The 19,366-nt window shown below is 70.0% G+C and carries 20 protein-coding genes; 15 read left to right on the top strand and 5 right to left on the bottom strand.

All coding sequences use genetic code 11. The annotated features are described in order from the left end of the window. The coding region (locus ACFZBU_RS23310) for a hypothetical protein (RefSeq protein WP_391585522.1) at window positions 1-239 on the bottom strand (239 nt) is incomplete at its 3' end. Between the two features lie 58 nt (window positions 240-297). Between ACFZBU_RS23310 and rsmI the strand changes: the two genes are divergently transcribed. From rsmI to ACFZBU_RS23250, 12 genes are all read left to right on the top strand, one after another. Beyond that, window positions 298-1,173, top strand: a complete 876-nt coding sequence (gene rsmI, locus ACFZBU_RS23305) for a 16S rRNA (cytidine(1402)-2'-O)-methyltransferase (RefSeq protein WP_391585521.1) — start codon at window positions 298-300, stop codon at window positions 1,171-1,173. 302 nt (window positions 1,174-1,475) lie between these two features. Next, window positions 1,476-1,859 (top strand): hypothetical protein, encoded by a 384-nt coding sequence (locus ACFZBU_RS23300; protein ID WP_391585520.1) that lies wholly within the window; start codon window positions 1,476-1,478, stop codon window positions 1,857-1,859. 87 nt (window positions 1,860-1,946) lie between these two features. Beyond that, the gene (gene metG / locus ACFZBU_RS23295; RefSeq protein ID WP_391585519.1) at window positions 1,947-3,563 is read left to right on the top strand and encodes a methionine--tRNA ligase; all 1,617 of its coding nucleotides are present in this window, start codon (window positions 1,947-1,949) and stop codon (window positions 3,561-3,563) included. A gap of 4 nt (window positions 3,564-3,567) precedes the next feature. Beyond that, entirely contained in the window at window positions 3,568-4,464 is an 897-nt protein-coding gene (locus ACFZBU_RS23290) for a TatD family hydrolase (RefSeq protein ID WP_391585518.1), read from the top strand. A 154-nt stretch (window positions 4,465-4,618) separates the two neighbouring features. Then, on the top strand, window positions 4,619-5,779 hold the full coding sequence (locus tag ACFZBU_RS23285; protein WP_391585517.1) for a ubiquitin-like domain-containing protein: 1,161 nt from the start codon (window positions 4,619-4,621) through the stop codon (window positions 5,777-5,779). Further along, window positions 5,776-6,756 carry a 16S rRNA (adenine(1518)-N(6)/adenine(1519)-N(6))-dimethyltransferase RsmA gene (rsmA, locus tag ACFZBU_RS23280; protein WP_391585516.1) on the top strand — a complete coding sequence of 327 codons (981 nt, stop codon included), beginning with the start codon at window positions 5,776-5,778 and terminating at the stop codon, window positions 6,754-6,756. Before ACFZBU_RS23285 ends, rsmA begins: the two co-directional genes overlap by 4 nt. Before the next feature lie 102 nt (window positions 6,757-6,858). Then, window positions 6,859-7,800: a 4-(cytidine 5'-diphospho)-2-C-methyl-D-erythritol kinase gene (locus ACFZBU_RS23275; RefSeq protein ID WP_391585515.1), complete on the top strand. Its 942-nt coding sequence runs from the start codon at window positions 6,859-6,861 to the stop codon at window positions 7,798-7,800. Between the two features lie 52 nt (window positions 7,801-7,852). Next, on the top strand, window positions 7,853-9,634 hold the full coding sequence (locus ACFZBU_RS23270) for an ABC-F family ATP-binding cassette domain-containing protein (RefSeq protein WP_391585540.1): 1,782 nt from the start codon (window positions 7,853-7,855) through the stop codon (window positions 9,632-9,634). A 245-nt stretch (window positions 9,635-9,879) separates the two neighbouring features. Beyond that, window positions 9,880-10,302 (top strand): hypothetical protein, encoded by a 423-nt coding sequence (locus ACFZBU_RS23265; protein WP_391585514.1) that lies wholly within the window; start codon window positions 9,880-9,882, stop codon window positions 10,300-10,302. 48 nt (window positions 10,303-10,350) lie between these two features. Then, on the top strand, window positions 10,351-11,787 hold the full coding sequence (locus ACFZBU_RS23260) for a WXG100 family type VII secretion target (protein ID WP_391585513.1): 1,437 nt from the start codon (window positions 10,351-10,353) through the stop codon (window positions 11,785-11,787). Between the two features lie 709 nt (window positions 11,788-12,496). Next, window positions 12,497-13,999, top strand: coding sequence for a polysaccharide biosynthesis protein (locus tag ACFZBU_RS23255; protein ID WP_391585512.1), 1,503 nt, complete (start codon window positions 12,497-12,499; stop codon window positions 13,997-13,999). Between the two features lie 207 nt (window positions 14,000-14,206). Next, window positions 14,207-14,635, top strand: a complete 429-nt coding sequence (locus ACFZBU_RS23250; RefSeq protein ID WP_391585511.1) for a pyridoxamine 5'-phosphate oxidase family protein — start codon at window positions 14,207-14,209, stop codon at window positions 14,633-14,635. Window positions 14,636-14,670: 35 nt separating this feature from the next. Here ACFZBU_RS23250 and ACFZBU_RS23245 read toward each other — a convergent pair whose 3' ends face one another. Further along, the gene (locus ACFZBU_RS23245) at window positions 14,671-15,402 is read right to left on the bottom strand and encodes an SDR family oxidoreductase (protein ID WP_391585510.1); all 732 of its coding nucleotides are present in this window, start codon (window positions 15,400-15,402) and stop codon (window positions 14,671-14,673) included. A 136-nt stretch (window positions 15,403-15,538) separates the two neighbouring features. Here ACFZBU_RS23245 and ACFZBU_RS23240 point away from each other — a divergent pair, with 136 nt between their 5' ends. Beyond that, window positions 15,539-16,129, top strand: coding sequence for a TetR/AcrR family transcriptional regulator (locus ACFZBU_RS23240; RefSeq protein WP_391585509.1), 591 nt, complete (start codon window positions 15,539-15,541; stop codon window positions 16,127-16,129). A 27-nt stretch (window positions 16,130-16,156) separates the two neighbouring features. Here the strand turns inward: ACFZBU_RS23240 and ACFZBU_RS23235 are convergent, their stop codons facing one another. Both ACFZBU_RS23235 and ACFZBU_RS23230 read right to left on the bottom strand, forming a co-directional pair. Next, entirely contained in the window at window positions 16,157-16,423 is a 267-nt protein-coding gene (locus ACFZBU_RS23235) for a hypothetical protein (RefSeq protein ID WP_391585508.1), read from the bottom strand. Between the two features lie 101 nt (window positions 16,424-16,524). Further along, window positions 16,525-17,004 (bottom strand): ATP-binding protein, encoded by a 480-nt coding sequence (locus ACFZBU_RS23230; protein WP_391585507.1) that lies wholly within the window; start codon window positions 17,002-17,004, stop codon window positions 16,525-16,527. Between the two features lie 225 nt (window positions 17,005-17,229). On the opposite strand from ACFZBU_RS23230, the gene ACFZBU_RS23225 reads away from it, so the two are divergent. After that, complete coding sequence (locus tag ACFZBU_RS23225) at window positions 17,230-18,069, top strand: helix-turn-helix domain-containing protein (protein WP_391585505.1); 840 nt, start codon at window positions 17,230-17,232, stop codon at window positions 18,067-18,069. Then, complete coding sequence (locus ACFZBU_RS23220) at window positions 18,066-18,266, top strand: DUF397 domain-containing protein (protein WP_391585504.1); 201 nt, start codon at window positions 18,066-18,068, stop codon at window positions 18,264-18,266. Before ACFZBU_RS23225 ends, ACFZBU_RS23220 begins: the two co-directional genes overlap by 4 nt. 31 nt (window positions 18,267-18,297) lie before the next feature. Here ACFZBU_RS23220 and ACFZBU_RS23215 read toward each other — a convergent pair whose 3' ends face one another. Then, window positions 18,298-18,684, bottom strand: coding sequence for a hypothetical protein (locus ACFZBU_RS23215; RefSeq protein WP_391585503.1), 387 nt, complete (start codon window positions 18,682-18,684; stop codon window positions 18,298-18,300). Window positions 18,685-19,366 lie beyond the last annotated feature (682 nt).

The following is a 19,366-nucleotide window of genomic DNA, read 5'->3' as shown; positions in this document are numbered from 1 at the left end:
AGCGTCACCAGGATGCAGGGCAGCCAGCCGCCGCCGGTGTACGGGCTGTTGTCGGTGTACGAGGGCACCAACCGCTCGCGCAGCGAGGTCTGCGGTCGGTCCCGGTATCCGAATCGGGCCAGCGACCAGGCCCACCCGCGCGGCTCCGGACGCGCGGTTCCGGTGCCGCCGGGGGACGCCACATCCCCCTCCGGAGGGTGCTTTCGGGTCGGCTGATCGGTCGCCACGTCACTCGTCACCCGAGCATCGTATTGACGCGCGGGCCAACCGGGGCGCGTCAAAGGGGAGGATGGCGCAGTGGAACACGAACAGCAGAGCACTCAGAGCGGCGTACTCGTACTGGCCGGCACCCCCATCGGTGACGTGGGCGACGCGCCCGCGCGGCTCGCCGTCGAACTCGGCGCGGCCCAGGTGGTGGCCGCCGAGGACACCCGCCGGCTGCGCAGACTGGCCGGCGCGCTCGGCGTGGAGGTGCCCGGGCGCGTCGTGTCGTACTTCGAGGGCAACGAGGCGGCGCGCACGCCGGAGCTGGTCCAGGCGCTGCGCGAAGGCAAGCGGGTGCTGCTGGTCACCGACGCCGGCATGCCGTCGGTGTCGGACCCGGGCTACCGGCTGGTCGAGGCGGCGGTGGCCGAGGACATCCGGGTGACCGCCGTACCCGGGCCCTCCGCGGTGCTGACCGCGCTCGCGCTGTCCGGCCTGCCGGTGGACCGGTTCTGCTTCGAGGGGTTCCTGCCGCGCAAGGCGGGCGAGCGGGGTCGGCGACTGGCCGAGTTGGCCGCCGAGCCGCGCACGATGGTCTTCTTCGAGGCGCCGCACCGGCTCGCCGAATCGCTGGCCGCGATGGCCGAGGCGCTGGGCGCCGACCGGCGCGGCGCGGTGTGTCGCGAACTCACCAAGACGTACGAGGAGGTCCGCCGGGACACCCTGGCCGTTCTCGCCGAGTGGGCGAAGCCGGGAGTGCGCGGCGAGATCACGGTCGTGGTCGCCGGCGCGCCGCCCGCCGACCCCTCGAAGATCGGCCCCGCCGAGCTGGTCGAGCGGGTGGCCGGGCGCGAGGCCGCCGGGCAACCCCGCAAGGAGGCGATCGCAGCGGTGGCCGCCGAGGTCGGCGTGCCCAAGCGGGTGGTCTTCGACGCGGTGGTGGCGGCCAAGAAGGCCGAGAAGAGCTGACCCGCCGGCGGCCGACCCCGGGTGTCGGGACGCTGCGTGCGGGATCGACGACGCAGTGTGTCCGTCCGGTTCGAGGTCGGTCCGGCTGTACACGGGACCGACGGTCAAGCGCTCGCAACGGGCAGGTACGGCACAGCACTCGATTGGGTGATGAGTCTTTCCGGTTCTCCATATTCCGTGTTGGCGCCCGTCAAGGAACCGTATGTGTCGATACGGAGGGCCGCCTTCGGGCATTCCATGGATACCGGTCACGGGAAGCCCCCTGAACGAGTCGGTGGGCGCACCCGTGTGAGGAGGTCGTCATGGAGAACCCGACGGTGGTGCACGAGTCCTACGCCTTCGTTTGTATGTCGTGTGGTCGAGGCTGGGAGCGCGACTACGAGATCCACCACGCGACCGATCTGCACGGATTGCGTCTCTGCCGTTACTACTCCGAGGGGGCGCTGGTCCCGTCCCCGTTCACCAAGCCCGCATGCGAGCACTGCGAGGGCACCCGCCTGCGCATACTCCCGGCCGGCCGGGTCGCCTCGGCGACCGGCACCTCGGGTGCCGGGGCGGTCAGGGCCGGCAAGTCGATCAAGGCGGTGAAGCCGGTCAAGGCCGCGAAGGCCGACAAGCCGGCCGCGGTGCCCGCTCCGCGCGGGGCCTCGCGGTGGCACCTGCCGTCGTTGCACCGCTCCGCCTGATCCCGCTCCGGGTCGCCCGCACGCCGTCGCCCGCCCCCGCCGATACTCGGGGGCGGGCGCCGTCGCGCCGGCCGTAGGATTCCGGGTATGGCGGCCACTGGAACCACTGACATCACTGCGGGCGAGCGCGAGAAGGCGTTCTATGTCACAACGCCCATTTACTACGTAAATGACGCCCCGCACCTGGGCCACGCCTATACGACCGTCGCAGGCGACGTGCTCACCCGTTGGCACCGCCAGCGCGGCGAGAAGGTGTGGTTCCTCACCGGCACGGACGAGCACGGTCAGAAGATCATGCGCACGGCCGAGGCGAACGGCGTCACTCCGCAGGAGTGGTGCGACAAGCTGGTCACGGAGGCGTGGAAGCCCCTCTGGGAGCACCTCGAGATCGCCAACGACGACTTCATCCGCACCACCGAGAAGCGACACACCGACCGGGTCCAGGAGTTCGTCCAGGACCTGTACGACAAGGGCGAGATCTACAAGGGCGGCTACGAGGGCCCGTATTGCGTGGCGTGCGAGGAGTACAAGGCGCCGGGCGACCTGCTCGACGGCGAGGACGGGCAGAAGTTGTGCCCGATCCACAAGCGCCCGGTGGAGATGCTCAAGGAGGAGAACTACTTCTTCAAGCTCTCCGAGTACGGTCCCCGGCTGATCGAGTTCTACGAGGCCAACCCGGACTTCATCCAGCCGGCCTCGGCCCGCAACGAGGTCCTCCAGTTCGTCCGCCAGGGCCTGCAGGACCTGTCCATCTCGCGGTCCACGTTCGACTGGGGCATCCCGGTTCCGTGGGACCCCAAGCACGTCATCTACGTGTGGATCGACGCGCTGCTCAACTACGCCACCGCGGTCGGCTACGGCGCGGACGAGGCGAAGTTCGAGGGCACCTTCCCGGCGGACGTGCACCTGGTCGGCAAGGACATCCTGCGCTTCCACGCGGTGATCTGGCCCGCGATGCTGATGGCCAACAGCCTGCCGGTGCCCGGCCGGGTGTTCGCGAACGGCTGGCTGATGGTCGGCGGCGAGAAGATGAGCAAGTCGAACCTGACCGGCATCTCGCCCCAGCAACTCACCGACCACTTCGGCGTGGACGCCTACCGCTACTACTTCCTGCGCGCGATCCAGTTCGGCCAGGACGGGTCCTTCTCGTGGGAGGACTTCTCCGCGCGGTACACCTCGGAGCTGGCCAACGATTTCGGCAACCTCGCCTCGCGCGTGGCGGCCATGGTCGGCAAGTACTTCGCCGGCGCGCTGCCCGCCTCCACCGCCGACGGGGACGCCGAGGGCGCGCTGCACAGCGCGCTGATCGAGACCGTGTCGGTCGCCGACGACCGGGTCCGGGCGCTGGACTTCCAGGCCGGTCTGGACGCGGTGTTCGGCTACGTGAAGCTGGTCAACGGCTACATCACGGAGCAGGAGCCGTGGAAGGTGGCCAAGGACGACAGCCCCGAGGGCCGGGCCCGGCTGGCCACGATCCTGTACACCTCGGCCGAGTCGCTGCGTGCGCTCGCCGTGCTGCTGAACCCGGTGATGCCGGCGACCGCACAGAAGTTGTGGGACTCGCTCGGCGCCGAGCCGCACCTGGGCCCGCTGGCCGCGCAGCACGTGCAGGACGCGGGCCGCTGGGGGCAGTTGCCGGCGGGGGCGACGGTCACCAAGGGCGCGGTCCTGTTCCCGCGCCTCGAAGAGAAGAAGGACGCGTGATCCGTTGAGCAAGCGCAAGCGTCGGGACGGCGGGGCCCGGGACACCACCCCGCCGCCCGCGCCCGAGCCACTGCGGGTGCCCGTCTGGGACGCGCATACGCACCTGGACCTCCAGGAGGCGAGCGTGGCCGACGCGTTGGCGACCGCCGCCGAGGTCGGCGTGGACACGCTGGTCCAGGTCGGCATCGACGTGCCGTCCTCGGTATGGGCGGCCGAGACGGCCGCCGCACACGAGCGGGTGCACGCGACGGTGGCGCTGCATCCGAACGAGGCGCCGCGGATCGTGCTCGGCGACCCGGACGGCTGGTCCGGGCAGCGCCGGGCACCGGGCGGCGCGGCCGCGCTGGAGGCGGCGCTCGCCGAGATCGATCGGCTGGCCGCCCTGCCGCACGTGCGCGGGGTCGGCGAGACCGGCCTGGACTACTTCCGGACCGGCGACGAGGGTGTGGCCACGCAGCAGGAGTCCTTCCGCCGGCACATCGAGATCGCCAAGCGGCACCGCAAGCCGCTGGTGATCCACGACCGCGAGGCGCACGCGGACGTGTTGCGGATCCTGGCCGAGGAGGGCGCACCGGAACGGGTGGTCTTCCACTGCTTCTCGGGCGACGCCGAACTGGCGAAGACGTGCGCCGAACTCGGCTACGTGATGTCCTTCGCGGGCAACGTGACCTACCCGAGCGCACAGCCGCTGCGGGACGCGCTCGCCGTCGCGCCGATCGACCTGATCCTGGTCGAGACCGACGCGCCGTTCCTGACCCCGGTGCCGTTCCGCGGCCGACCGAACGCCCCCTACCTGGTGCCGATCACCGTGCGGGCGATGGCCGCGGTCAAGGGCCTGGCCGAGGACGAGTTGGCCGGCGCGCTCGCGGCCAACGCCGAACGTACCTTCGCGCGGCACTAGTTACCTCTGTTTGCCGCCCGTCACCCGGACGACCGGGGGACGGGCGGCGCACGCTCCGCGCCGGTGTACAGTCCGATGCTCGTCGGGCGGAACAGCGCCCCGGCGCCCGGATCACCCCCGGAACCAGTCCCCTCGGAATCCCTCAGGAGCACCGTTGAGTCGTTCCGCCGGCTCCGCCCGCAGGCGCAACACCGCCCGGGCGGGCAGGGGCGGCAGTCGCCCCGGACCCTCTCTGCGCACTCTCGTTCCGCAGGCCCTCGTGGTCGCCGTCCTGGTCGGCGGCACCACGGCCTTCGTCGCCTACGACAAGACGGTGAAGCTCGTCGTGGACGGCGAGGAGCGTACCGTGCACACGTTCGCCTCGAACGTCTCCGGGCTGCTCGACCGCCAGGAGGTCAAGGTCGGCGAGCACGACATCGTGGCGCCCGGACGCAAGGCGAGCCTGGAGGACGGCGACCGCGTCGCGGTGCGCTACGGCCGACTGTTGACGCTGACCGTCGACGGCCGGCCACAGCAGGTCTGGGTGACCGCGAAGTCGGTGGCCGAGGCGCTCGAACAGGTCGGCGTGCGGGCGGACGGCGCCTACCTGTCGGTCTCCCGCGACCTGCCGATCGGCCGGCAGGGGCTCAACCTGGACGTGCGCACCGAGCGGGCGATCACCTTCCTCGTCGACGGCAAGACGGTGCCGCTGCGGACCAACGCGGCGACCGTGCAGGCCGCGCTGGAGCAGGCCGGGATCTCGATAGGGCCGCAGGACCGGATCGACACGCCGACCGACTCGTATCCGCAGCAGGGCCAGACCGTCTCGATCCTGCGGGTCACCGGCACCACGGTGACCAAGGACGAGAAGATCCCGTTCAAGACCACCAAGCAGGACGACCCGACCCAGTACAAGGGCACCGACACGGTCGTCACCAAGGGCGAGACCGGACTGCGCCAGATCACCTACTCGTACGAGACGATCAACGGCGTCAAGCAGGAGCCGCGCAAGATCTCCGAGAAGGTGGTCAAGGAGCCGGTCACCCAAATCGTCAAGGTCGGCACCAAGGAGAAGCCGGACTCGGTGGCCGGGGCCGATCAGCTCAACTGGGGCGCGCTCGCGCAGTGCGAGTCGGGCGGCCGGGCGAACGTGGTGGACGCGTCGGGGACCTATCACGGGCTCTACCAGTTCGACGCGCAGACCTGGCAGTCGATGGGCGGCACCGGGGTGGCGAGTCAGGCACCGGCATCGGAACAGACATATCGGGCAAAGCTCATGTTCGTCCAGCGGGGGGCCAGTCCGTGGCCGCTGTGCGGCAGTAGGCTCTACTCGTGAGTGATCTTCCCGCGGGACCGGGACTGCTCGGTGCCGCGGACATCCGTGCGCTCGCCGAGGCCCTGGGTGTGCGCCCGACCAAGCAGCTCGGCCAGAACTTTGTGATCGACGCCAACACGGTGCGGCGCATCGTGCGCACCGCGGGCGTGCGACCCGAGGACGTCGTCGTCGAGATCGGCCCCGGCCTCGGCTCGCTGACCCTGGCCCTGCTGGAAAGCGCCGCACGGGTGGTCGCGGTCGAGATCGACCCGGTGCTCGCCCGCCACCTGCCGACCACCATCGCCGCCCGGATGCCCGAGCGGGCGGCCGACTTCGCGCTCGTGCACGCGGACGCGATGACGGTGACCGAGTTGCCCGGCCCGCCGCCCACCGCGCTGGTGGCGAACCTGCCGTACAACGTGTCCGTGCCGGTGCTGCTGCACATGTTGCAGACCTTCCCGTCGCTGGAGCGGCTCCTGGTGATGGTGCAGTCCGAGGTGGCCGACCGGCTCGCCGCGACGCCCGGCGGCAAGGTGTACGGCGTGCCGTCGGTCAAGGCCGCGTGGTACGCCGACGTCAAGCGCGCGGGCGCGATCGGGCGCAACGTGTTCTGGCCGGCGCCCAACGTCGACTCGGGCCTGGTCTCGTTCGTGCGCCGCGAGCCGCCGGAGACCACGGCGACCCGCCAGGAGGTGTTCGCGGTCGTGGACGCGGCGTTCGCCCAGCGGCGCAAGACGCTGCGGGCGGCCCTGGCGGGATGGGCCGGCTCCCCCGCCGGCGCCGAGCAGGCGCTGCGCGCGGCCGGGATCGATCCGCGCACGCGCGGGGAGGCGCTGGGCGTCGAGGCGTTCGCCAGGATCGCCGAGCACCGCCCCGGGGCCGGCGAGCGTCCCGCGGCGGGTGACCGTCCCGAGGCGGGTGACCGTCCCGACCCGGACGACCGCACGTCGCCGGGTGAAGCCGTACCTCCGGCCGGGTCGAACGAGCCCCGCGACTGAGGGCGCGCCGGCACCGTCGATACCATCGACGACGGTGCCGAGGAGTTCGCACGGCCCACGTCCGAAGAGGCCCGGCAGGGCCACGAAGGAGTTCCACGAGCCGTGTCTTCCGTCACCGTCAGTGTTCCCGCGAAGGTCAATCTGCAGCTCGCGGTCGGTGGGGTGCGGCCGGACGGCTTCCACGAGCTGGTCAGTGTCTTCCACGCCGTGTCCCTGTACGACGAGGTCACCGTCACGCCCGCGGACCGGCTGAGCCTGGCCTGCGAGGGCGAGGGCATCGACGAGGTCCCGTTGGACCACAGCAACCTGGCCGCGCGCGCGGCGATCCTGCTCGCCGACCGGCTCGGCCGCGAGCCGAACGTGCGCATCCACATCCGCAAGGGCATCCCGGTCGCGGGCGGCATGGCGGGCGGCAGCGCGGACGCGGCGGCGACGCTGCTCGCGTGCGACACGCTGTGGCGTGGCGACACGCCTCGCGAGATGTTGCGCCGACTCGGCGCCGAGCTGGGCAGCGACGTGCCGTTCTCCGACCTGGGCGGTACCGCGATCGGCACCGGGCGCGGCGAGCGGCTGGCCTCGGTGCCGACCACGGCGCGCTTCCACTGGGTGTTCGCGCTGGCCGACGGCGGGCTCTCCACGCCGGCCGTGTACGGCGAGTGCGACCGGCTGCGCGAGGCGGCGGGCGAGGCGGTCGGACGCCCCGCGCCGCGCGAGGAGCTGATCGCCGCGCTGCGCGCGGGCGATGCGCACGCGCTGGGCGCCAACCTGGTCAACGACCTGCAACCGGCGGCGCTGTCGCTGCGGCCCGCGCTGGGCGCGACGCTGGCCGCGGGGATGGCCGCGGGGGCGGTCGGCTCGCTGGTGTCCGGGTCCGGGCCCACCTGTGCGTTCCTGGCGCCGGACCGGGAGACCGCGCATGTGGTGGCCGAGCGGCTGACCGAATCGGGCACCTGCCGGGCCGCGCGGGTCGCGTTCGGCGCGGTGCCCGGGGCCCGGGTGCTGCCGCGCCGAGTCGTTCCGGTGGAGCGCGAGAACACGGTGTAGCGCGGACCGTTAGAGTTGGTCGAATGCGAGCGTTGCGGTACGGCGGTTCGGTCTGATGGCGAACCTGGTCAATCTTGAGTCAGTCGGCAAGGCGTATGTCATGCGCACCCTGCTCGACGAGGTGTCCCTCGGCGTGGCCGAAGGCGACCGGATCGGCGTCGTGGGCCGCAACGGGGACGGCAAGACCACGCTGATCCGGGTGATGGCCCAGCGGGAGCCGGTCGATTCCGGCCGGGTCACCCACGTGGGCGGGCTCAGCCTGGGCATCCTGAGCCAGCAGGACGACCTGGATCCGGCGGCGACCGTGCGCCAGGAGATCGTCGGCGACCGCCCGGAGCACGAGTGGGCGGGCGATGCGCGCATCCGCGACGTGCTGACCGGGCTGTTCGGCGGGCTGGCCATGCCCGGCTTCGAGAGCGGCATCGACTCGGTGATCGGCCCGCTGTCCGGCGGCGAGCGGCGCCGGATCGCGCTGGCGAAGCTGCTGATCGAAGAGCACGACCTGATCATCCTGGACGAGCCGACCAACCACCTCGACGTCGAGGGCATCGCGTGGCTGGCCGGCCACCTCAAGACCCGGCGCTCCGCGCTGGTCGTGGTCACCCACGACCGCTGGTTCCTGGACGAGGTCTGCACCCGCACGTGGGACGTGCAGGGCGGCAAGGTGCACGACTACGAGGGCGGCTACTCGGCGTACGTGCTGGCCCGGGCCGAGCGCTCGCGGATCGCGAGCACCGAGGAGACCAAGCGGCAGAACCTGGTCCGCAAGGAGCTCGCGTGGCTGCGCCGCGGTGCCCCGGCTCGCACCTCCAAGCCCAAGTTCCGGATCGAGGCGGCGAACGAGCTGATCGCCGACGAGCCGCCGCCGCGCGACACCCTGGCACTGCGCGGCTTCGCCAACGCCCGGCTGGGCAAGACCGTCTTCGAGCTGCTCGACGTGCGGATCGAGGCGGGCCCCAAGACGCTGCTGGAGCACCTGACCTGGAACCTGGGCCCGGGCGACCGGATCGGCCTGGTCGGGGTCAACGGCGCGGGCAAGACCTCGCTGCTGCGCGCGCTCAAGGACGCGGCGTACGAGGAGAAGCAGCCGGCCGCCGGCAAGGTCGTGGTCGGTCGTACCGTCAAGCTCGCCTACCTCTCCCAGGAGGTCGCCGAACTCCCGCCCACGCTGCGGGTCCTGGAGGCGGTGTCGCAGATCCGCGAGCGGGTCGAGATCGGCAAGGGCAAGGAGATGACGGCCGGTCAGCTGTGCGAGCAGTTCGGTTTCACCGGCGAGAAGCAGTGGACGCCGGTCTCCGACCTGTCCGGCGGCGAGCGGCGCAGGCTGCAGTTGCTGCGGTTGTTGATGGACGAGCCGAACGTGCTGTTCATGGACGAACCGACCAACGACCTGGACATCGAGACGCTGACCCAGCTGGAGGACCTGCTCGACGGCTGGCCGGGTTCGTTGGTGATCGTCAGCCACGACCGGTACTTCATCGAGCGCACCACCGACACCGTGCTCGCGCTGTTGGGCGACCGCACGCTGCGGATGTTGCCGGGCGGCATCGAGGAATACCTCAAGCGTCGCCGGGATGCGGTCGAGGCGGGGGCAACCGCCGCGCCGACCCGGCGCGGTGGCGGCGACACCCGCGCGGCCAAGAAGGAACTCCAGCGGGTGGAGCGGCAGTTGTCCAAGCTGGCCGATCGGGAGAAGAAGGTGCACGACGGCCTGGCCGAGCACGCCACCGACTTCGACAAGGTCTCCGCGCTGGACACCGAACTACGGGCGATCCGGGACGAACGCGACGAGTTGGAGATGCGCTGGCTGGAGCTCGCGGAGGAGACCGAGTAGCCGGATCCCGGGCGAATCCTCCCGGCGAAGAGTGCTCCGGCGGTTCATCGAATCGATATCCGGAGCGGGGTCGACGTGAGGGTTGTCCCGTACCCATGGGTCACATCCGCTATGTAGTCTGAGGAGACCGATACGGGTGTGCCGCAATGCGGCGCCTCGGAAAACGGGGCAACGTGCGGCGCGTTGGCAACTAGCTGCGTGGTGACGGGTGAGGTATCGGCTCCACGCACGGGGGAGTGTGGCAGATGCTCATCGCGGATATCGGGGACGGTGGACCCACGGGGGTGTCCTCGTCGGACATGCAGGCGCTGTCCGTCGGGCTGGAATCGATGGTGCAGTTCCAAAAGGACGTCCAGCGCGCGCTGGACGACCTGGACGCATCCACTGCGGCACCGCACAAGCTGGTCGACAACCGCGTGGAACTGGACGCCTCGGGCAACTTCGGTGAGGCGATCCGGCTGTGGTCCGCGTACGTCGACGTGCGCCAGGAGCTGATCGATCTGTCGACGCAGCTCAAGCGCCAGATCGAGGCGATGCAGATGACCGTCCAGTACGTGCGGGGCACGTACGAGGGCAACGAGGCGGAGTTCACCGCCAAGTACAAGGCTCTGCAAGAGGACTACGCGAACAACGCGCCGGCTCCCGCACCGCCGGCGAAGAAGCCCTGAGCGGCTCGGGATTCGACGTGACGGGAACTACGGGGACGGGGTGACGACATGCTGGATGCCGGCGGTGGCGGTGGCGGGTGGGGAAGTGGACCCACCAACTTCGAGGAATACTCGCACGAAGCGCTGAAGGGCATGATCGACGGCGCACGGCCTGCCGAACTGACGGCGTCGGGAAAGGCGTTGCTCGATGCCAAGGAGACGCTGGAGACGCTGACGACGGCACTGGAGACGCGGATCAGCCGCCTCGAGTGGACCGGGAAGTCCGCGGAGAGCTTTCGTGAGTGGACCGGCAAGGTCATGGTCGCGACCCGCAAGTTCGCCGAGCACTCGGGCAAGGTCGGCACCGCGATGGACCACGCGGGCAGCGAGCTGAGCTTCGCGCTGCTGACCATGCCGGAGGTGCCCGCGAACGCCAAGACGATCGTGGACAGCAACGGCGAGAAGCGGCTGGTCTGCCAGCCGGGGGACACCCCGGACAAGAAGGCCATGGTGGCCTCGGCGAAGACCGAGCTGGAGAAGGCGCGCCAGGAGGCCATCCGTCGGATGGAGAGCCTGAGCAGCACCTACACGGTGACCACCGAGACGCTGACCAAGCCGCCGGCCATCGACTTCCCGCCGCTGCCCGCGTTGCCGACGGTGTCGCACGGCGGCGGTGGTGGAACATCCAACGGCCCTCGCCGGACCTCGAATCACTCGACGGTCAAGACGACCGTGGGCAAGGACGGCGGGACACTGATCCCCGGCCACGGCCCTTCGGGCAACGGTGGCGACAACCTGATCGACGGGTCGAACGGCTCGGGGGTCGTCGGTTCGGTCGGCGGCGGCATCGACGGCGGCGGGTACGTGCCGCCGAAGGACACCGGTCTGCTCGGTCAGGAGCCGTTCCGGAACGGCCCCGCGACCTTGCCCGATCCCGGTCCGACGGCTCCGGGTCCGATCGGCACTCCGCCCGGCGGCGGCAACCCGCAGGGGCAGCCCCCCGGCCTGCCGATGTTCCCCGGCGGCAAGACCGGCGGCTTCCCGCCCGGTGGCAAGACGGGTGGCTTCCCGCCCGGCAAGTCCGGCGGTTCGAAGGCGCAGTTGACCTCGAACCCGACGGCCAACGGGCGCGGTCCGAACATGACCTCCAACGCCGAGGGCCTCACCGGCGGCCGGCCGACCGGGCGTGGCCCGACCGGCGGTGGCGCCGGTCACAACAACCCCGGCGGCGGCACCGGCCCGCGTGGCGCCGGTGGCGGTCGGCGGTTCACCGGGCAGAGCGGTGGCGTGGTCGGCGGGACTCCGCGTGCCGCGGGCGCGGGCCAGTTCTCCTCCGGCGGCAGCGGCCTGGCCGGCCGGGGCGCGGCGGGCATGCGCGGCGGCGGCGGGACGGGCACGGACGGCGGGCGCGACCAGCGCAACCGGCGGCAGCGCGCGGACTACCTGCACGAGGAGGAGGAGACGTGGGTGGGCGACCGCACCACGGCTCCGCCGGTGGTCGACTGATCGATCGGGTTCTGCCGGCGGGGGACCGATCGGGATTTGTCGACCGCGGCCGACCATGGGCCTGTCGGCAGGGGTCGATGCGTCGAGGTCGATGCGTCCGGGTCGGCTCGTCGGGGTCGACCGGCCGGGTGAGTACGGCCGAACAGCGGTGATAAGTCCGGGATTTCGGGTCGGCCCCATTCGCGATTGTCGCGAGTGGGGCCGATTCGTCGTATGGCGGGGCCGATTCCGCAGCGCTCCGCGGGAGTTCGGGGCCGGGCGAGCCGCGCGATACGCCCGTCTCGGCGGGTCTGGTGGGTGACCCGGCGGCATGACGGCATGACGGCACGGCGGCACGGCGGCACGGCGGCAGGGGAACGGGCCGGGAAAACCCCGGCGATCACGCGGTGATCCTTTGCGGACACGGAAAAGGCGAAGTTGCGGGTGTTTGGGCAAAACCGCGACGGGGGCCGAGGGTGGGCCGTACGCTGAATCCCGAGTGCCGGTGGTTGCCTGCGCGGCTGTTGGTCCATCCGATGCGTCTGGGCCGCAAGTGACGTCGCGGGCTGTGGGGCCACCGGGGTCGTGGGGCAATTGGAGCAGTCGCGTACGACCGCCGGGGTGGGCGTGGTGCGATGGGGGACGCCTGTCCGCACCGGCGTGTCGATGCCGCGTGTGGTCGGTGCACGATCCGATGCCGATCACGCTGCACCTGACCGAGGGGGGCTTGATGGGTCGGAGTTCTGCAGCGACGGACATTTCGGGAGCGGGTCTGCGGACCCTGGTCGTGGGGGCCGGGTCGGCGGGCAGCGCGTTGGCGCGAGATCTGTTGCGGACACCCGATTTCGGGTTGCGTCCGATCGGATTTCTCGACGACGACCCCGACAAGGACGGGATCCGGGTCGCCGACGCGGACAACCCGCAACATCTGCTTCCGGTTCTGGGCGGCCTGGCCGCCCTGACCGACGTGGCACTGGAGCATGGCATCGAGGTGGTCGTGCTGGCCATCCCGGGGCTTCCGCACGAGGAGTTTCGCAAAGTGGCCGCCGGGGCCGCCGCGATCGGCGCGGCCGTACGGTATCTGCCGTCCTTCCTGGTCGCGTTGCGGCGCGACGTGGTCGGCAGCGACATGCGCATGCTCGACGTCAACCGGCTGATCGGCCGGCAGGAACTGCATGTGGTCTCCGCGTCGGTGCGTGAGGTGATCGCGGGCCGCCGGGTGTTGATCACCGGCGCGGGCGGCTCGATCGGCAGCGAGTTGTGCCGTCAGGTGTACGGCTTCGGGCCGAGCCGGATGTACATGCTCGATCACGACGAATCCAACCTGCACCGTCTCCAACTGGACGTGTGGGGCGAGGCGTTGCTCGACGACGAGACGCTGGTCATCGCGGACATCCGGGATCGCCCGCGGATCGAGCAGCTCTTCCACGATCTCAAGCCGGAAGTGGTCTTCCACGCCGCCGCGCACAAGCACCTGCCGCTGCTGGAGCGGCATCCGTGCGAGGCGGTCAAGTCCAACGTGCTGGGCACGGAGAACCTGGTCCGGGCCGCGCTCGACGTGGGGGTCGAACGTTTCGTACTGATCTCCACGGACAAGGCGGCCGACCCGGTCTCGGTGCTCGGGGCGACCAAGCGGCTGGCCGAGTTGATCGTGCAGGCGAACACGCAGGCGCCCGGGGTGTTCGCGGGTGTCCGGTTCGGCAACGTGCTGGGCAGCCGGGGCTCACTGCTGTCCGTACTGGCCGAGCAACTGCGCGCGGGTGGCCCGGTCACCGTCACCCATCCGGACGTCACCCGGTTCTTCATGACGATCGAGGAGGCCGTGGGACTGGTCCTGGAGGCCGGTCGGATGGCCCAGGGCGGCGAGATCTTCGTGCTCGACATGGGCGAGCCGGTGCGGATCGTGGACCTGGTGCACAAGTTCGCCGAGCAGGTGAACCTGCCGAACGTACCGATCCGCTTCACCGGCCTGCGGCCCGGCGAAAAGCTGAACGAGGCGCTGTTCTCGACCACGGAGGAACGCCTGCCCACCGAACACCGGCGGATCCAGGCGACCGTGCCGCCGGGCCAGGCACTGGACGCGGTGGTGCGGCTGCCGGAGCTGTACGACGCGGCTGCGGTCAACGACACGAAGGCGGTGCGGGCGCTGTTGTCCGAACTGCTGCCGGGCTACGTCACGCCGGAGCCCGCCGGGGCCGAGGTGTTGTCGGCGCCGTACCCGGACGACTTCTAGAGGATCCTCGTGCGCCGGTGGGCGGTCTCCGTGCACCGGTAGACGATCTCGGCGCACGTCGAGTCGATCTCCGTAGACCTCGAGATGATCTCGGCGCACCTGGAGACGATCTCCGTTCACCTCGTGGACGGTGATCACGTGACCGGTGGGGCGAAGGGCGCAGTACGGTGACCATGAGGCCCCTGTGCTGCGAAAGGCGGATCCTCCATGATCGACCCCGAACTGAGGACGGCTCTGGACGCGATGCTCGGCGATCCGGAGCACTGGGTGCACGTGGGCACGGTGACCCCGACGGGGGAGCCGCACGTGACGCCCGTGATGCTCGCGTACGACGACGAGTATCTCTACCTCAGCCTCACCGGCCGCACCAAGAAGGCGAATCTGGAGCACGACCCGCGCGTGTGCCTGTCGATGGCGCGGGACGGCGACATCGCGCACGTCATCGTGTGGGGCGAGGTCGCCATGCGCGAGGACGAGTGGGCCCAGGAGCGCTGGGAGTTCGCCATGCGGCACATCCTGGGCGAGGCGGGCCTGGCCCAGCAGCGCCGCCCGCTCTCCCGCGAGGGCACGAGCCTGGGCGTGGTGACGCCGAAACGCTGGCGGGTCTTCGGACTGGGGCTGGGTCCGGGGTCGTAGGGGGCGGCGGCTGGGAGTTGCGTGGCTGCGCAGATCTATCCCTGGGCGGTGGGGCGAACGACGATGTCACCCACGTCGACCCCGTCCGGCTGCTCGATGGCGAAGGCGATGGCGCGAGCCACCGCGTCCGGCGAAAGAGCGATCTCCATCAGCTTGTCGACCTGGTCCCGCACAGCCGGATCCATGCGCTCCGCGAAATCCGTGCGGACGGCACCGGGTGAGACGACGGTCACGCGGAGGCTGTCGCCGGCCTCCTGGCGTAGGCCCTCGGAGATGGTGCGCACGGCGTTCTTCGTGCCGGCGTACACCGATTGGAGCGGCACGATGCGCAGTCCGGCGGTGGACACGACGTTGACGAAGTGTCCGAAGCCTTGCTCCCGGAAGACGGGAAGGGCGGCGGCGATTCCGTACAGGACGCCTTTGAGGTTGACGTCGATCATCTCCTCCCAGTCGTCGACGCGCAGGTCATCGAGACGGGAGAGCAAACCGACTCCGGCATTGCCGACGAGGACGTCGAGCTTGCCGTACCGATCGCGTGCCAGCTTGACCAGGCCGGACATGTCCGCTCGTCGCGTCACGTCCGTGCGAACCCAGGCGGCATCGCCGCCGGCCGTTTCGATGCGGGCGGCCAGAGCCTCGAGGCGCTCCGGACGGCGTGCCCCGAGGACGATCTTCGCGCCGCGCTCGGCAAGCAGAAGCGCGGTCGCCTCGCCGATGCCGCTGCCGGCGCCCGTGATCGCCACGACCTTGCCTTCGATTCCCGACATGATGATCGTCCTTCCGGAAGAGGAATGAGGGCGGGCCATGCCCATGCCCTAAAGTGAAAGTGGAGGCCCCGCCACTTCACCCAGGCTAAGTGGCGCCGCCTCCACTTAGCAAATGGTGACGAGGGGAGAGCCGCAGATGGCCCGAGACGCAGGACGCCCACTGCGGGCCGACGCGCAGCGCAACCGGGACAAGATCCTGGCCGCCGCGGTGCGCGTGTTCACCGAGGAGGGACTCGACGCGCACTTCGAGCGCATCGCCAGGGAAGCGGGCGTGGGAACCGGCACCCTCTACCGCAACTTCCCCACCCGGGAGGCCCTGATCGAGGCGGCCTACCGCAACGAAGTGGCCCGGTTGTGTGACGCTGTGCCCGGTCTCCTTGCCACGATGCCGCCGCCCGAGGCCCTGCGGGCCTGGACTCGCCGCTTCATCGACTACGCCACGGCCAAACTCGGCATGGCCGAGGCCCTGCGAGCCGTCGTCAATACGGGAGCCAACCCCTACGCCGACAGCCACGAGATGATTCAGGCCGCGCTCTCTGCCCTCATGGACGCCAATACCGCCGCCGGAACGATCCGGTCCGACATCAGCGCGACCGAGATGTTCGCCGCCCTCGCCGGTATCGCACTCACCTCGGCCAAGCCCGAGCAGCGAGGACAGGCCGAACGCCTCCTCGACCTCACCCTGGACGGACTGAAACCCGCGCCACCGCGGCTCCCCGAAGACTGACGGCACGATCCGGCCGAGTCGGTCGCGTCAGCCGTGGAGGGCCTGGTCGGCTTCCCGGTGGATCTCCGCCTGCGCGAACAACACCGAGGCCACGTAACACGGCAGGGCGATCAGCGCGGCGACCAGCACGACATCCTCGGCCTGAAACAAGCTGGTGGCGACCCCGACCAGGGCGAGCGCGAACGGCAACCACCGCCGCCAAGCCGCCAGTTCATACATACGAGCCACTCGCGCGGCCCGGACCAGCACGCCTCCGCCGATTCCGGACACCAGGACAATCGCGAGCAACTCCACGGCAGTACAGAGCCTTTCCGGCTTCGGAGACGACACGGTTGCCCCCAGCAAACCAGAAGTGGCCTGATTATGCGGTCGGTTCAAGCCGCGAGTGCTGTCGGTCAATCCCGATCGAGGTCCTCGGCCGCCCGACCGGCTCGAAGGCAGCGAACCGGATCCGCCTGCGGCACACGAAGAGCGAACCAGATTCGCTTGCCGCGCACGAGCGGCTTGCACCCGTGCGCCTGGGACAACTCCTCCAGCAGCGGTACACCTCGGCCGTGGTCGGCGAGCCCGCCCATCGGCAGCCCGGTCCGCGCCGGCAGGGCGCGGCTGCCGTCCTCGACGTCGACCACGATCCGTGCGCCGGGGCGGTCGTAGGACACTCGCACCCGGACCCGCGTCCGCGGGGCGTGCCGCACGGCGTTGGCAAACACCTCGGTGGTGAGCAACTCGCCCAGCCGGAGCAACTCTTCGTCCGCGATCCCGAGTCGAGTCAGTGCCGCCACGACGACCCCGCGCACGGCCGGGGCATACGGCGCGTCCGCCGTACACGTCAGCGAGGCGATCGGCACGCAGCCCTTGAGGATGGATGTGGACATGCGCGTCTCCAATGGGATCGATGCATGTCGCTTCGCGCAGAGTGGATAAGGCTCCACACAGCGTGAGCGGCTTTCGGTGGACGATAGTGCGCGCGCACATGTGCCCGCCAGGTTGCGCAGCTCGATCAGGTGGAACTTTCGTAACCGGACAAATGGAAGCGGACGTCCGACGTACCCTGCCGCAGGATTCGAGCCCATCGGATTGATCAGTGGGGGTGGTTCGGGATGGCTTTGACGCCTACCTACGCACGTCGGAGACTCGGCGCCGAGCTCCGGCGCCTGCGAGTTCGCGCGGCCTTGACCGGTGAGTCGGTCGCGGAGACATGCGGCTGGAGCCACACCAAGGTCGTCCGGATCGAGACGGCCAAGGTCTCCTTGTCGCGCCACGACCTCAGCCGGTTGTGCGGACTGTACGAGGCAACCGAGGATGAGACGGCACGTTTGGAGGGCTGGCGCGAGGACACTCGCGGCTCGCGCTGGTGGTTGGAGTACGAATCGATCCTCAGTGCCCGACTTCAGGAGTACATCTCGCTGGAGGCTCAGGCATCCTCCATTCACGCCGCAGGGTCGAGCGTGATGCCTGGATTGCTTCAGTCGAGAGGCTATGCACAGGCGCTGTTCGACACCGCCCCGTTGGTACCCGATCCCGATGAAGCCGACGTCCTTCTCGAAGTGCGGATGCGCCGCCAGAAACTACTGGCGGGAGATGTGACAGTCTCCGTAACGATGGCCGCGGCACTGCTCTACGTGTACACCGGTGGGCGGGAGGTCTTGCGCGGGCAACTCGAACACCTGCTGAAGATCGGTAAGTTGCCGAACGTCGAACTTCACGTCGTTCCGTTCGAGTCCGCGTCTCGACCGATCGAAGGAGGGATCACACTCTTCGACTTCGCAAGCGCTCACGAACCGAGCGTTGCCGTCTCGGAGCACCAAGGCGGTCTCGTGATTCGTGACGGCGACATCGAAGTCAGACGCTTCCGTCGCATTCTCGACCACCTGAAGATGCATGCCTTGTCGGCGGAGGCCACCGAGAGCTTGATCCGCCGACGACTGGAGGAACTGTGAGCAACGAGATCACCGGACCCTGGCGGACTTCGTCCTACTCGGCCGCCAGCAACGAGAATTCATGTGTGGAGGTGGCCCCGGCGCCCCTGGCCACCGCCGTACGGGACACCAAGTGCCGTGAGCGCGGCCATTTCTGCGTCCCCGCGGCGTCCTGGGCCACGCTCGTGCGAACCCTCAAGGGTGCGCGCGGCCGCTGAGCAGCGCACTTCGCCCGCAGCCGGGTCGTGGTCAGAACGGCGGTGCCAGTGTGCCGCCGTAGCGCGGTTTGCAGGTCGTGCACGGGATCGGGCGGCCCTCGTGGTCCTCGCCGCGCCAACCGCCCTTGCAGTCGCAAGGGGGTGGTGCCGCCGAGGTGGGTGTCGGGTCTCCGCCCAGGGATCGGCGGAAGGTCTCGCGCATCGTGGCGTGTATCGCGATCGCCTCGTCGAGGCGGTACAGCAGGACGGCCAGTGGTGAGCGGATTCCGGGGCCGGTGAGTGGTCCGCAGGTGCGGATGGTGTCGGCGAGATCGTGGATCAGGACGTCCCGGTCGGTGCGTTGGGCGAGCTTGAGCGCGACGCGGTGCAGGCCGGGCATCAGGAATTCGTGCGACTCGGGCGGGAGTTGTTCGACCAAGGCCTTCGCCGCTCGGAACGACGCGTTGTCCGGCGGGCTCGCGCGGGAGGGAGTGGGGGGAGACCCCGTTCCTTCCCTGATAGAGGTAACTACAGGGAGCGGCTCATCCGGGTGAACCGTTGAGGCGCCGTGGTGAGCGCTCGAGCGCCTGTGAGTGGTGTCGGGCGAAGGGCTCAACGGCTCGTCTCCGTGGGCAGTTGAGCCGATGCTCAACGGTCCGTCCGGATGATCCGTTGAGGGGATGAGCAGGGCGTACTCGCTGAGCGACGAGTTGCCGTTCCCGAGCCGATGGCCGCGGTGGACCTGAAGCAGGAGCCCGCGTCGCTGCAACGTGTCGAGGGCGCGACGAACAGTGGAGAGATGGAAACCACCGTCGTCGGCGAGTATGGCGTGCGTGACGCGGATGCCGGTGCCGTCGGACTTCGCGTAGGAAGCGAGCAACAGTGCGAACAACAGCAGCGTGCGCTTGAGCTCCGGATCACGGCGCACGGCACCCAACCACACGGCGCGACGCGCATTCGGGGGAATCCTGGCCGGATCGGTGGTCGAAGAGGGGTAGTTCAGGCATGCTTGTGCCTGAGGATGCGCCGGGACCACGGCGTTGCCTTTCGGTTGGTCCGCTGCGTTGTACAGCGGGTTGACTAGCGGCGATCACCTTCTGAGGGGTGATCGCCGCTTTCCG

Source organism: Embleya sp. NPDC008237, assembly GCF_042956465.1.
Taxonomy (GTDB): domain Bacteria; phylum Actinomycetota; class Actinomycetes; order Streptomycetales; family Streptomycetaceae; genus Embleya.
Note: the sequence above shows the minus strand (reverse complement) of the source record. Positions and strands in the feature narration are given on the sequence as shown.